The organism is Pedobacter paludis, assembly GCF_003173575.1.
GTDB lineage: Bacteria > Bacteroidota > Bacteroidia > Sphingobacteriales > Sphingobacteriaceae > Pedobacter > Pedobacter paludis.
On the sequence record NZ_QGNY01000004.1, the window covers coordinates 242,623 to 256,818 of the forward strand.

Sequence of the window (14,196 nt, forward strand, 5' to 3'; positions counted from 1 at the left end):
AAGATTCGGGTTGTTATTTATCATTCTATCTTTGAGCATTATATACAATACCTAATGAAAAGTACAATCAAATCTTTTTCCGTTTTCATGTTTACTTTTTTATCATTTGCTTCGTTTGCACAGAACAAAATGGAAAGCATAGATGAACTGATTAATAAAACTGATCCGGCATGGCCGATTGTAAAAAAGTGGGTAGATTCTGCCAAAAATAAAGTTGAAGTATTAGAACTAGATTCTGCAAAAGCTAAAGAAGCACTTTATAATGCTCAAGTAAGTACATATTCTACTTTGGGTGCGATAATTTATAATACAGGTGGAATAATGGTTGATAACGGCTGGATCAGAATTTTAGGCTCTGGCAGCACAAGACTAAACAGAAATGTAGCCGAGTGGAACAAAGGAAAAACCATTACCGAATATGGCGATAAACCCGGTTACCTGTTAGTTGCCGATGATGCTGTTGGAGGTTTTTTCGCCATTAATTACGGCGCACTGGGCAAGGATATAAAAAATGTTTATTATTTGGCACCCAATAGTTTAAACTGGGAATCGCTTGGTGCAGGCTACGGAGAATTTATTCTATTCTGTTTTGATAGTGATCTTTCTAATTTTTACAAAGGATTGAGATGGTCTAGCTGGAATCAGTTTATCGCAAATTTAGATGGCAATAAATCTTACAGCTTCCGCCCCTATTTATGGGCTAAGGAAGGTATAGATATTGAAAAATGCACCAGAAAATTAGTAACCGTGGAAGAGCTTTTTAAATTTAATATGGCCAAGCAAAAAGAATTACAGGCAAATTCATTAACTGAGAAGAAAGAGAATTAAATATCAACGTAAAAGCTGTTATAACTAAAGATATTTAGCCTGTACTTTTTTGGGCAATTTTGCTAAAACCAGTGCCCTAGAATCTGCCACTCTGCTTTTCAATTCCTTATCATTTAAAACATCCAAATTTTGGAACTGTACCCACTGGCGTTTGGCTAAATGATAAGCCTGTGCTATTCCATCTCTCGCCGTTAAAGCATCAAAATCATCTGGATTGCATTTTATAGAAAAACTACTTCCTTCTTCTATTGCGATAATAACATAGATTTTTTCTTCGATCATGAAACATAAATGATCCCATTTCATGCCTTCAGTTGTACCGGGCAAACTCAAACAATATTCTCTGAAAGATTCTATATCCATTTTAAGGTTTAGGGTTTAGGGTTTAGGGTTTAGGGTTTAGGGTTTAGGGTTTAGGGTTTAGGGTTTAGGGTAAACGAATACGAATTTCACTATGTTTGTATTCTGTTACGAAAATAGCAATTCTGTACAAAAATCTTGAAAATCTTATAATCCTTTAATCCTGGTCAAAATCCTGCTCATGAATATTATTACCCCTACCGCAGATGGTTCTAACACACTTTACAACGAAGCCATTGGCGAACATTATCACAGCAAACACGGCGCTTTGCAAGAAAGTAAACACGTTTTTATTGATGCAGGGTTAAAATTTTCCAGTGCAGGGAAATCAGAAATTTCGGTTCTGGAAATTGGTTTTGGAACAGGTTTGAACTTTATTTTAAGCTATGAATATTGTACGGAAAACAGCGTAAAATTAGATTATACCAGTATAGAGGCTTTTCCACTTACCAAAGAAGTTATCGAGCAAATAGGTTACCAAGCTTATGTTCCAAAAAAAATATGGACAAGTTTTATTGAAAATTATGATGGAGCACTAAAAGCTGAACAAAATTTATCGCCACTTTGTGACCTCGAAATTCCGCATAACACGCTGGCAGAATTCACCTCTACCAAAAAATTTGATTTAATTTATTACGATGCTTTTTCTGTACAACATCAACCGGAAATGTGGAGCGATGAAATTATAAGTCATGCTTGTAGCTTTTTAAAACCAGGCGGAACATTTGTTACCTATGCTATAACCGGAAAGTTAAAAAGGGCTGTTAAAGCAAATGGTTTCACTATTGAAAAATTACCTGGCGCACCAGGAAAAAGAGAAATGCTGAGAGCCATTAAAACAGAGTATAGATAATTTTTACACAATCCCGACCGCCTAGAAAAACCTAGCGCTACCAATTTTGTTAGTTTTATATTAACAATTCATATCATGGAAAAAAGAATTTTAGGAAAATCGGATTTGAGTATTGCGCCCGTTGTATTTGGAGGAAATGTTTTTGGATGGACAATAGATGAGCAAAAATCGTTCGAAATATTAGATCATTTTGTTGAAAGCGGTTTTAATTTTATTGATACTGCTGATGTTTACTCGCGTTGGAAACCGGGAAACGAAGGAGGAGAATCTGAAAAGATTATCGGCAACTGGCTTCAAAAACACAATAAGCGCCAGGATGTTATTATCGCCACGAAAGTTGGTTCTGACATGGGTTCTGGCAAATCACTCAAAAAAGATTACATTATAAACGAAGTTGAACATTCGCTTACCCGCTTAAAAACAGATTATATAGATCTTTATTTTTCTCATTTTGATGATGAGGCTACTCCAGTTGAAGAAACTCTGGGCGCTTACGAAACCCTAATTAAAGAAGGAAAAGTGAGATGGATTGGCGCTTCGAATTTTTCGGCAGATCGTTTAAAAGAATCTTTAATTTTTTCAAATGAGCATAATCTTCCGCGTTATGAAGTTTACCAACCCGGCTACAATTTATTTGATCGCGAGGAATTTGAGCAAGAGCACGAAAAAATCTGTTTAGAACATGGCTTAGGCGTAATTACCTATTATTCTTTAGCAAGTGGTTTCTTAACGGGAAAATATCGCAGTGAAGACGATTTAAAGAAAAGCCAACGTGGTGGTGGCGTAAAAAAATATTTAAACGAACGGGGTTTTAGGATTTTGGATGCCTTGGATAAAGTTGCTGAAAAACATAATGTAGAACTGGCATCCGTAGCTTTGGGCTGGTTAATCAACCATCCATCTATCACAGCTCCTATTGCCAGTGTTACAGATTTAAGTCAATTAAAATCGTTTACCGAAGCCGCTAATTTAAAATTATCTCCAGAGGATATTTCACTTTTAGATAAAGCTAGCATCTATTAGAAATAAACTATTATATTTAAATGCCCGATTAATGAAACAATTAATCGGGCATTTTGTATTAAACAGGATTTAAATTTTATGAAAGAGAAACTATCTTTTCTGCCCAAGCTTGCACTTGTTCTATTCTGTTTAATTAGTTTAACCTATATTGCCATTTTAGGGCAGTCGCTATTAGCGCCCTTGCTTTTCTCTTTTTTAATGGCAATTTTATTACTTCCGGTAGGTAATTTTTTAGAACATCGATTAAAATTTAAGCGGAGCCTATCTACATTGGTTTCTGTTGTATTGATGATTCTTGGAATTGGTGGGATTATTTATTTCTTCGGAAACCAGCTCAGTTCCCTTTGGGCAGATTGGCCTCTATTAAAAGACAAGGCAAATGTATCGTACCACGAACTCCAAAAATGGATTTCTCATACCTTCGGGGTTAATACTCAAAAACAGCTGGATTATTTAAATGATAGTACTGAAAAAGCTTTGGCAACAAGCGCAGCAATTGTAGCTACAACCTTGGCTACACTATCATCAACCCTTCTTTTTTTAGGTTTTACGCTGTTATTTACATTCTTTATTTTAAATTATCGTAGGGTTTTATTCACTTTTTTAACTTCTGTTTTTAAAGAGGAGCATAAAGAAAAAGTAACAGAAATTGTTAGTCAGATTCAATACATTATAAAAAAATACATTATTGGCTTGTTTTTGCAAATGTTAATTGTTACGGTCTTAATGATATCAATACTGAGTTTATTGGGTGTTAAGTATGCAGTTCTTCTTGGTTTGGTGGCAGGTATTTTTAATGTTGTGCCTTATCTTGGAATATTTTTCGCTTTGCTGATGAGCTGTTTAATTACGTTTGCAACTGCCGGCGCAGGAAAAGTTTTATTGGTTTTAGTTGCATTTGTGGGTGTTCATGCTGTTGATGGAAATATTCTTATGCCTTTAGTTGTGGGCTCTAAAGTAAAAATAAATGCACTTTTTGCTTTTATTGGCATTGTAGTGGGTGAAATGATTTGGGGCATCTCCGGTATGTTTTTATGTATCCCTTATTTGGCTATGTTAAAGATTATTTTCGACCGTGTAGATACACTGAAACCCTGGGGAATTTTAATGGGCGAAGAACATAAACCGGATAAAAAGAAACGTGTATATCGAATTACTAAAAAGATTAAATTAGAGGAAAAAGATTAACATGCCTGAAAATCGATCGCCACATATTTTAAGTACTTCAGCCAATTTATTAGGAATATGTTTTATTGTTCTTACTTCTTTAAGAAAGCTTAACTTAACAGATGGCTCTTTAATTGACGAGTTTGCTGTGGCGGCCGTTATGTTTTTTATGACGAGTTGCATCCTATCTTTTATATCGATGCGGAGAGAAAGAACTTCAAGTCAGCGATTAGAAAAATTTGCAGATTTCGTGTTTTTGTCTGGATTAGTGGTACTTTTCGTAGCTACAATTTTAATTGCTTTTAATTTGATCAAGTAAGGCTCAAATAATTTAAAACAAAGATGAAACCTCTTTTTGTACTTATAATTGCCTTTATCTTATTTGTAGCTTTTAATAAATATACCGATTTTGATAAAAATTATCTTTTTGCCGGCAATGTTGCTATGAGTATCATGTTACTTTTCACGGCAATGGGTCATTTTAAATTTAAAACCAGCATGGCCGCGATGATTCCTCTTTTTATCCCAAAGAAGGTAGAGGTTGTTTTGATTACTGGTTTGCTGGAAATTCTATTCGCGATAGGTTTGGGCATGGAAACTACCAGATATTATACCGGAATAGCCTTGGTTATATTCTTCATTGCAATTCTTCCCGCAAATATTTACTCAGCCAAAAACAATATCAATTACGAAAATTTGCACAAACCTGGTCCCGGTGTTAAGTATCTGTGGTTTCGGGTTCCATTCCAATTATTTTTAATAGCCTGGGTTTGGTATTTTAGCATTAGGCCATATTAACTATTGATATTTGATCTGTAGATTTTCATTTTGCAACATTTCCATTATCATCGGCTAAACGCCTTCCTTATTTCATAAATTAGCTCATCATTTAAGTAAACTGAACTAATCATGAATAAAAAATTACTGTTTTCTACACTCCTTCTATTTTCATCGTCTTTTGTTTTTGCTCAAGATGATAAGGTAATAGATAATATTGTAAAAGAAGTTACTGAAAATTCTCAGCTAGAAAAACTGGCTCACGAATTATTGGATGTTGTTGGACCAAGACTTGTTGGAAGTCCGCAGATGAAACAAGCGAATGATTGGGCGGTAAAAAAATATACGGATTGGGGCATTTCTGCAAAAAACGAAAAATGGGGCGAGTGGCGTGGCTGGGAAAGAGGCGTTTCCCATATAGATTTGGTTAGCCCAAGGTTAAGAACCTTAGAAGGTACGCAATTGGCCTGGAGTCCTTCTACCAATGGAAAACCGATAAATGCCGAAGCGATTGTTTTGCCAGCAATTATAGATTCCATTTCCTTTCAAAAATGGTTGCCAAACGTTAAGGGAAAACTTGTTCTTATTTCTTTAAATCAACTTTCAGGGCGATCAGAAAAAAACTGGGAAGAATTTGCAACCAAGGATTTATTTGAAAAATATAAAAAAGATAAAGCTGATGCTGTAAAAGCATTTGCTGCAGGCATTGCAAAAACCGGTTTGAACGCTAAAAATTTAGCTTTGGCTATAGAAAATGCCGGAGCAGCCGGAATTGTGATTAATAATTGGTCTCAAGGTTTTGGGGTGGATAAAATTTTTGGAGCAAACACCACAAAAATCCCCACGGTAGATTTATCTGTAGAAGATTATGGCTTAGTTTATCGCTTAGCCGTTAATGGTGACAAACCGATGCTTAAAATTGAAACAGAATCTAAGGAGCTTGGCGTTGTACCAACTTTTAACACAATTGCAGAGCTTAAAGGAAAGCAGAAACCAAAAGAATATGTAATGCTTTCTGCACATTTCGATTCATGGGATGGTGCCAGTGGCGCAACAGATAACGGCTCTGGAACCATTATGATGATGGAAGCCATGAGGATTTTAAAGAAATTTTATCCTAACCCTAAAAGAACCATTCTGGTTGGCCATTGGGGCAGCGAAGAGCAAGGTTTAAATGGATCGAGGGCTTTTGTAGAAGATCATCCAGAAATTGTAAATAATCTTCAGGCATTGTTTAATCAAGATAACGGTACAGGTAGAGTTGTTAATATCGGAGGTCAGGGATTTGCCAAATCTAAAGATTACATTACACGTTGGTTGGCTAAAGTTCCAGATACGATTAAAAATCAAATTAAAACCAGCTTTCCGGGTACGCCCGGTGCCGGTGGTTCTGATTTTGCATCTTTTGTAGCAGTGGGTGCTTTGGGTTATTCATTAAGTTCGACCAGTTGGGATTACGGCACTTATACTTGGCATACCAATCGTGATAGTTATGATAAATTGGTTTTTGATGAAATTAGAAGCAATGTGATCTTAGCTGCCATTTTGGTTTATATGGCATGTGAAGATCCTGAGAAAACTTCGAATGAAAAAGCTACTGATTTACCGGTTAACGAGCGTACCGGAAAACAAGCCACCTGGCCAGTGCAAACTAAATCGAATAGAAAAGGGGGATTATAACAACAATATTTAAAATAAATTTTGAAAGGAGTATTTGGAAACAAATGCTCCTTTTATATTTTATGCATTAGTTTAAACGATACTAGAATTAAAACACGGATAATATTATTATTCTCGAGGCGCTATCCGTAATAACTAAACCCGATAAAGTGAAAATCCTTTTTTGTTGCAGTCTCTGAGTAAATTGCTCCAAAGTTTCTCACCGTACTGGCAAAAATCATAGCAATAACTGTGGTTAAAAAGATTGAAGCGATAGCGGGACTACTGAAACCGAAGGATAACTGTCTATGATTTTCAGATGATCAACTTAGTAAATAAAAGTGTAGTCAAATATTTTCTACTCTTCTTTCTTCTGAAATTTATAAAACAAGTAACCTAAAAAGGGTAAGATCAAAATACTACCCAACAAAAGTGCCAAGCCTAAACTATTGATTGTTTTCTCGGGGCCAATACTTTCAAAAAGTGAAATTGTATCGCCACTTTTTAAACGGATGAAGTTAGGAAAGTGGGCGTAACTTATGGCTACCAAAATCATGGTAACCTGAAAACCGGCTAAAATTCTCAAAACTTTTGTTTTGCCTTTAATGAGCAGATACCAAAGGAGAATAAGAGATAAGCTGGCCAATATGATTGCGCTTAAACCAACTGTATTTTTGAAGACCCAATCGATCAACGGAATTTTATCGAGCTGTGCCGCAATGAAAACCATTGCTCCAAATACAACTGCGGCAATGTTCATGTATTCGGCTTTTTTAATAAATCGTCGTTTATCAAAATCATCTTCAGTTTCACCAATTAAGTAAATGGCAGCTAGAAAACCACAGAGTGCAACCGTAAATAAGCCAACAGAAACCGAAAACCAATTTAACCAACTGTAAATATAGGCAGCACTGAAATCTTTTGCATTTGGATCTATATGGCCAGAAATTACGCTTCCTGCTATAATTCCTAAAAACAGAGGCGTAACGAAACTTGAATACCTAAAAATGCGATTGTAAAGCCACTGCATATCATCCTTAATGGCATCGTAGTGGCGAAAAACAAAGGCCGTTCCGCGTGCGATAATTCCGATAAGCATGATAAGCAGCGGAATATGTAGATAAACAGACATGGTGGTGTATATATGCGGAAAGCCTACAAAAAGGATTACTATTGCAATAATAAGCCACATATGATTGGCTTCCCAAACTGGCCCTATGGCCTGGTACATTGTTTTCCGGGTTCTGCTTCTATTTTTGGTTGATGTAAAAAGTTCGATAATGCCGGCGCCAAAATCTGCTCCCCCCAAAAGGAAATACAGCAAAATGCCCAAACATAAAAAGGAGATTACTACGTAGTCCATAATTATTGATTTGGGGTTTTCGATGTAGGTTGATTATATAATACAGGAACCATTTTTATTTGTCTATACAGTAAAAAGGTAACAATTAAGCTTAATGAAACATAAATTGCAGTAAAAATATAAAATGAATAAGCAATGCCCGGCATTGGTGTAACGGCATCTTTTGTACGCATAATACCATAAATTATCCACGGCTGTCTGCCAACTTCTGTTACTACCCATCCAGCTTCTAAAGCAATATAACCAAGAGGAATAGCCAAAACAAAAAGCTTAAGTAACCAACGTTTATCTGTTAAGGATTTCTTTTTAAACAATGTAAAGAAATAAATTAGGGCAACAAATAAAAGCAAAGTTCCTATTCCAACCATTATTTGAAAAGCATAATGTGTAATGGCAACTGGCGGATGTTCATTTTCAGGAATTTGATCGAGCCCCTTCACTTCTGATTTAAAATCCCCATGAGCAAGAAAACTCAATGCACCAGGAACTTCTATTGCCATTTTAACCGTTTTGTCTTTCTCGTTTACTATGCCGCCGATTAATAAGGGAGCAGGTTTTTGGGTTTTATAAAGTGCCTCCATAGCAGCAAGCTTGGCGGGTTGCCTCTTGGCCACATCTTTTGCTGATATATCGCCACTTAATGGTTGTAACAGTGCACCAATACAGGCAAATATAGCTGCAATTTTAAAAGCTTTTAAATGAAAATCCTTATTCGAGTTTCGTAAAATCATTAGTGCATGTACACCAGCAACTGCAAAACCAGTTGCTGTAAATGCAGCCAGGCACATATGCAAAGCCTGAGAAAACCAGGCTTTATTTAACATGGCCTGGATAGGATCTATATTGATATACTTACCACCAACAAAATCAAAGCCGGCAGGACTGTTCATCCAAGAGTTGGCAGCAACGACCAATATTCCAGAAGCTAACCCACTTACGCCAACAACCATTCCAGTAAACCAATGAAACCATTTATTCAGCTTATTCCATCCGTATAAAAAGAAACCTAAAGCAATGGCTTCGATAAAGAAAGCTGTTCCTTCTAAAGAGAAAGGCATTCCAAAAATTGGCCCGGCATGTTCCATAAATTTTGGCCAAAGCAAGCCAAGTTCAAATGAAAGCATTGTACCAGAAACCGCACCTGTTGCAAAAAATATAGCTACGCCTTTGCTCCAAGCTTTGGTTACATTTTTATAAGCTTCATCATTTGTTTTAAGCCATTTATAATGAGATACGGCCATAAAAAATGGCATAACCATACCAATGCAGGAAAAAATAATGTGAAAGCCTAACGACAAGGCCATTTGGGAACGAGCGGCAAGAAAATCATCCATATCTGATGGGGATTAGTATGGAACAAATATACTTGATAATGCTTTATCAATAAGGGATTTGCATTTTACTTAACCATTTATTTTAAATATAGAATGTTTATAAATTGAAAATAGATTTGGATAAAACAAGCACAAAAAAACCACAGATTATAAATCGTAAATGAATAATCTGTGGTGATACTATTTTTATTTTTTTATACGCCTTTCAATTCATCGTAAGCTGCAGTTAAGCTTCTCTGTATACCATCACCCTTCCATTCTGGTGCCCCTGGAATCTCGGTTGCTTTTAATATATCTTCTTTTGTTTTACCTTGCTTAATTTCCCCACCAACAAATGTCATCAAGCTTTTCAAATAATTTTGGTAAGCTTTAATATCATCTTTATTTCCGGTTACCTTTTCTGGGTCTAAGCTATGTCCCCAAATAAAAAGGGTATCCTTATCAAACTGGCTTGTAATCTTATCCAAAGCTGTAATCCAATTACCAATGTGTGCGCCATTTTCTCTATCGATGTAAGGGAATCTCCGATTAAAAACCAAATCGCCTACATGAACTATGTTAGCATTTTCAAAATGATAAACGGCATCTCCATTGGTATGCCCGGAACCATAATAATAAGCACTAATTTTTTCATCACCAACTGGCGCTTTCCAACCCGTTCCAAAAGTAGTATCTGGCAATAATTGTTGGTCTAGGTTATTTGCTTTTTCTGCCGCTCTTTTCTGATTGACCAAAGAGTTTTGATGAGCCACCACTTTTTCAGCCAGGCCTTTAAATGCGATATTGCCAGCTGTATGATCACCATGATGATGCGTATTGATTAAATATTTGAATGGCTTTTCATTCAGTTTCTTCAATTCTTCGATTACATGCGGTGCTGAGGCTGGAAACTGTGCATCAATAACAGCAAAACCATTAGAGGAATTTAACCAGCCAATGGTTCCGCCTTGTTCGGTAAATATGCCAACATTATTACGCAAAGGCTTAAAGTTGTAAGCTCTTAGCAGGTTTTGTTGCGCAAAAACATCTGTTTTGTATATTGAAAGCAATGCCATTGCCAATGCCGAATTCTTAATAAAATTTCTTCTTTCCATTTTGAGATTAATCTAAAAAACCACAGCAATTGCCGTGGTTTAAATCTAATAATTTTTGCTCGTAAATGTGAATCCTTCAGTTAGATTCCTGAACCTGGAGTTGTTCCCGGTTCATGGCCTGGACCAAAAGAATTATTCTTGCGGTCTGTATCCTTGTTGAAAAGATTTGTGGTGACTTTTGATGATTTATTTTCATCTAGCGTTCTATCCTCTTTAACATCTTCTGCAGTTTTATCTAGTAAGTCGTTCTCAACAACTTTTCCTTTTTCTTTATCTGTTTCCATAGTGATTATAAATTGATGTACTTATGAAACAAGTGAAAAATAATATTGTTTTTGCTAGTTGTTTTAGGAATGTTTTTAGTAATTGTCTTCCGCAGTTGGACAACAAATAATCAATGGAAATTAACGGTTCAGTGCGAACATACCAATCCCATATCGTTACCAACTTGCTAGCCAATTAAGAAATTAACTACAGCATTGCTCCTGGCAATTTACCCAGTTGATGAATATCTCCAAAAGAATGAAATCTCCTTTTATGCACCTTGTTAAAGTGATTTGTACATTCGATTGAAAAGGAAGCCAGAATAAAACTGAAGGCATGTTTTTTAGCCTGAACATGTTTTTCTGGTTGAGATTCAAACTCCGAAACTTGGTTAATTTGGTCATTTTCCATAACGATAAGATTTAGTAAAAGCATATAGCTTTCTGTGTTAAATAAAATTTAAAGAGAATGTTTGCTGAAATCTGCATTCAGATTTATTGAAAACGTTTTCAAAAATAATTTGCTTAACCTTATACGTTTGGGGTGTATGATAAGGTTTCGTTGAGGATCTACAGATAATAGCGTGAAAATTTGCCTTTGTCTTAATTAAATTTAAGATTTTGTTTTGAGATTTGCAATACCAACCCTTGTTTAAAAATAATGGCAATAAGATGTTTAGATGTTAAAAATCAACCGAAAAATATCAGACATAAAAAAAGTCTCGATTTGCACCGAGACTCTCCTATTTGGTTAATGAATATTTTAAGCTAAGGCGTTTTGCTTAACCACCATTTTGACTTTTTCTATTACGTAATCCAGTTCTTCTTTAGTGGTGTATTTACTAAAAGAAAAACGAACAGAAGGACGATTTGGATCGGCATTAATTCCATTTAGAACATGAGAACCAATATTGGAACCAGACGAACAAGCACTTCCTCCAGAAGCACAAATGCCATTAATATCTAAGTTAAACAACAACATATCGGCCATATCCATTTCTGGGAAAGAAACATTTAGTACGGTATAAAGACTTTTATCAGCATCGGTTTCACCATTGAAAGAAATCCCTGGAACTTCTGCAATCAGTTGTTCTTTTAAATAATCCTTTAAGCCTTGAATATGGTTTTGGTGTTGGTCCATTTCTGCGTAAGCAATTTCTAAAGCTTTTGCCAAACCCACAATTCCATAAACATTTTCAGTTCCGCCACGCATATTGCGCTCCTGAGCGCCACCATAAATCATCGGTGGGATTTTGATGTTGCTGTTCACGTATAAAAACCCAACACCTTTCGGGCCATGAAGTTTATGTGCAGCACAAACGATAAAGTGTGCTTTAAGTTCACGAACATTGTGCGGATAGTGCCCCATGGTTTGAACGGTATCGGCATGATAGATTGCATTGTATTTTTCGCAAATATCACCTACCTTAATCATATCGCTTAAAGTGCCTAGCTCGTTATTGGCGTGCATTAACGAAACAAAACTACGCTCGTTATTTTGCAAAAGCTCTTCTAACTGGGCTAAGTCTACATTTCCCTTTTCATCAATATTTACAAAACTCAACTTATCAATCTCACCATTTTTAAGCATCATGTTTAGCGTATGCTCAACAGCATGATGCTCAATTTTTGAAGTTATGGCATGCTTTATTCCGTAAGCTGAGATTCCACAACGAATTGCGGTATTGTCTGCCTCGGTACCACCTGAGGTAAAGAAAATTTCTGATGGCGAGGCATTTAATAAATTGGCAACAGTTTTTCGAGCTTTTTCTACTAAAGTTCTAACCTCGCGACCAAGTGCATGAATGGCAGATGGATTGCCAAAATAGTTTTCCATTACATTCGTCATCTCGGCAATTACTGCCGGATCAAGAGGCGTTGTTGCGGCATTATCTAAATAAACCCTTTTCATTTTATGAATAATTGAAAGTTAGAATATTGTAAAATCGAAATATTAAGCGCTAATCCAACACTAATTAAAGCTTCAGTATTTCTTTTATATCAGAAATAATTTTGTTCGCCAAACTCTCGGCTACAGTTTCATTTTCTGCTTCACTGTAAATGCGAATAATCGGTTCGGTATTAGAACGGCGTAAATGAACCCATGTTTTATCGAATTCGATTTTTAAACCATCTATAGTACTATAAGGCTGATTTTTATATTTTTCCTCTACCTGTTTCAACAAATTATCAATATCCATTTCTGGAGTTAGGGTAATTTTGTTTTTTGAAATGTGATAGGCTGGATAACTGCTTCTCAAAAGAGAAATGGATTTGCCAAATTTTGCCAGATGTGTTAAAAACAAAGCAATACCCACCAAGGCATCTCTACCATAATGAGATTCAGGGTAAATGATTCCGCCATTTCCTTCACCACCAATAATGGCATTGGTTTCCTTCATTTTATTTACCACATTTACCTCACCCACGGCCGAAGCATTATATTCTGCGCCCGATTTCTCGGTAACATCGCGTAAAGCTCTAGTAGAAGAAAGGTTTGAAACGGTATTTCCCGGTGTATTTTTCAATACATAATCAGCAACTGCAACCAGTGTATATTCTTCGCCAAACATGCTTCCATCTTCATTAACAAAGCATAAACGATCTACATCTGGATCAACCACAATACCCAAATCGGCATTTTGTTTTTGAACCTCCTTAGAAATTTCTGTTAAATTTTCTGGAAGCGGCTCAGGATTATGCGGAAAATGACCATCAGGCGTACAATACAATTCAGTAACTCTAGTAACGCCTAAAGCTTTTAGTAAAGCGGGGATAAAAATACCTCCTGTAGAATTAACACAGTCTATTACGACCTTAAAATCCGCCTTTTTAATGGCTTCAACATCAACCAAAGGCAGCGCCAAAACTTTATCGATATGTTTTTGAAGATAAGTATCGTTTTTAATTACCTTACCCAGTTTATCAACTTCTGCAAAATCGAAATTTGCGTTTTCTGCCAGTTCCAAAACCTCAATACCATTTGTATCGCTTATAAACTCACCCTTATCATTCAATAATTTAAGTGCATTCCATTGTTTTGGATTATGGCTGGCTGTTAAAATAATACCACCACCAGCATTTTCATCAGGCACGGCAACCTCTACAGTAGGCGTGGTAGATAAACCTAAATCAATTACTTCAATACCCAATCCCTGCAAAGTACCAATAACCAGGTTATTCACCATTTCGCCAGAAATCCGAGCATCGCGACCTAAAACGATTCTTTTGTTATTTGTTTTTTGAACCACCCAACTGCCAAAAGCAGCCGTAAATTTTACTATATCAAATGGTGTTAGGCCATTTCCAGCTTTTCCGCCAATTGTTCCTCTTATCCCAGAAATCGATTTTATTAAAGTCACTATGTGTATTTTATTTGAGGCTCAAAAATAAGAAAAAAAACAAGATAGCCACTATTTTGCAAGGAACGCAGAACTTAATTTACATTGTTTTTATATCTATTTATACGATGTAT

The 14,196-nt window shown here is 35.9% G+C and carries 15 protein-coding genes; 7 read left to right on the forward strand and 8 right to left on the reverse strand.

Translation table 11 applies throughout. The annotated features are described in order from the left end of the window. The first annotated feature begins 54 nt into the window (after nucleotides 1-54). Nucleotides 55-828 carry a DUF2625 domain-containing protein gene (locus DF947_RS12335; protein ID WP_205940789.1) on the forward strand — a complete coding sequence of 258 codons (774 nt, stop codon included), beginning with the start codon at nucleotides 55-57 and terminating at the stop codon, nucleotides 826-828. Between the two features lie 24 nt (nucleotides 829-852). On the opposite strand, the gene DF947_RS12340 is transcribed toward DF947_RS12335, so the two are convergent. Further along, entirely contained in the window at nucleotides 853-1,191 is a 339-nt protein-coding gene (locus DF947_RS12340) for an MmcQ/YjbR family DNA-binding protein (protein ID WP_109930209.1), read from the reverse strand. Nucleotides 1,192-1,369: 178 nt separating this feature from the next. Between DF947_RS12340 and mnmD the strand changes: the two genes are divergently transcribed. The 6 genes from mnmD to DF947_RS12370 all read left to right on the forward strand — a co-directional run bounded on the left by mnmD (nucleotide 1,370) and on the right by DF947_RS12370 (nucleotide 6,688). Next, on the forward strand, nucleotides 1,370-2,041 hold the full coding sequence (mnmD, locus tag DF947_RS12345; protein ID WP_109930212.1) for a tRNA (5-methylaminomethyl-2-thiouridine)(34)-methyltransferase MnmD: 672 nt from the start codon (nucleotides 1,370-1,372) through the stop codon (nucleotides 2,039-2,041). A gap of 75 nt (nucleotides 2,042-2,116) precedes the next feature. Beyond that, entirely contained in the window at nucleotides 2,117-3,064 is a 948-nt protein-coding gene (locus DF947_RS12350) for an aldo/keto reductase (protein ID WP_109930214.1), read from the forward strand. A gap of 78 nt (nucleotides 3,065-3,142) precedes the next feature. Beyond that, nucleotides 3,143-4,252, forward strand: a complete 1,110-nt coding sequence (locus DF947_RS12355; protein WP_109930215.1) for an AI-2E family transporter — start codon at nucleotides 3,143-3,145, stop codon at nucleotides 4,250-4,252. A gap of 1 nt (nucleotide 4,253) precedes the next feature. Then, complete coding sequence (locus tag DF947_RS12360; protein WP_109930216.1) at nucleotides 4,254-4,550, forward strand: hypothetical protein; 297 nt, start codon at nucleotides 4,254-4,256, stop codon at nucleotides 4,548-4,550. Nucleotides 4,551-4,573: 23 nt separating this feature from the next. Then, the gene (locus DF947_RS12365; RefSeq protein ID WP_109930218.1) at nucleotides 4,574-5,029 is read left to right on the forward strand and encodes a DoxX family protein; all 456 of its coding nucleotides are present in this window, start codon (nucleotides 4,574-4,576) and stop codon (nucleotides 5,027-5,029) included. Nucleotides 5,030-5,140: 111 nt separating this feature from the next. Beyond that, on the forward strand, nucleotides 5,141-6,688 hold the full coding sequence (locus DF947_RS12370; protein WP_109930219.1) for a M20/M25/M40 family metallo-hydrolase: 1,548 nt from the start codon (nucleotides 5,141-5,143) through the stop codon (nucleotides 6,686-6,688). Nucleotides 6,689-7,025: 337 nt separating this feature from the next. Here DF947_RS12370 and DF947_RS12375 read toward each other — a convergent pair whose 3' ends face one another. From DF947_RS12375 to glmM, 7 genes are all read right to left on the reverse strand, one after another. Then, nucleotides 7,026-8,030, reverse strand: coding sequence for a cytochrome d ubiquinol oxidase subunit II (locus DF947_RS12375; protein WP_109930221.1), 1,005 nt, complete (start codon nucleotides 8,028-8,030; stop codon nucleotides 7,026-7,028). Nucleotides 8,031-8,032: 2 nt separating this feature from the next. Next, complete coding sequence (locus tag DF947_RS12380) at nucleotides 8,033-9,364, reverse strand: cytochrome ubiquinol oxidase subunit I (protein WP_109930223.1); 1,332 nt, start codon at nucleotides 9,362-9,364, stop codon at nucleotides 8,033-8,035. A 194-nt stretch (nucleotides 9,365-9,558) separates the two neighbouring features. Continuing rightward, nucleotides 9,559-10,458, reverse strand: coding sequence for an MBL fold metallo-hydrolase (locus DF947_RS12385; RefSeq protein ID WP_109930225.1), 900 nt, complete (start codon nucleotides 10,456-10,458; stop codon nucleotides 9,559-9,561). Nucleotides 10,459-10,538: 80 nt separating this feature from the next. Further along, nucleotides 10,539-10,742 (reverse strand): hypothetical protein, encoded by a 204-nt coding sequence (locus DF947_RS12390; RefSeq protein ID WP_109930227.1) that lies wholly within the window; start codon nucleotides 10,740-10,742, stop codon nucleotides 10,539-10,541. Nucleotides 10,743-10,929: 187 nt separating this feature from the next. After that, on the reverse strand, nucleotides 10,930-11,133 hold the full coding sequence (locus DF947_RS12395) for a hypothetical protein (RefSeq protein ID WP_109930229.1): 204 nt from the start codon (nucleotides 11,131-11,133) through the stop codon (nucleotides 10,930-10,932). A 351-nt stretch (nucleotides 11,134-11,484) separates the two neighbouring features. Continuing rightward, nucleotides 11,485-12,633: a cysteine desulfurase family protein gene (locus tag DF947_RS12400; RefSeq protein ID WP_109930231.1), complete on the reverse strand. Its 1,149-nt coding sequence runs from the start codon at nucleotides 12,631-12,633 to the stop codon at nucleotides 11,485-11,487. Between the two features lie 64 nt (nucleotides 12,634-12,697). Then, complete coding sequence (glmM, locus tag DF947_RS12405; RefSeq protein WP_109930233.1) at nucleotides 12,698-14,083, reverse strand: phosphoglucosamine mutase; 1,386 nt, start codon at nucleotides 14,081-14,083, stop codon at nucleotides 12,698-12,700. Nucleotides 14,084-14,196: the final 113 nt, after the last annotated feature.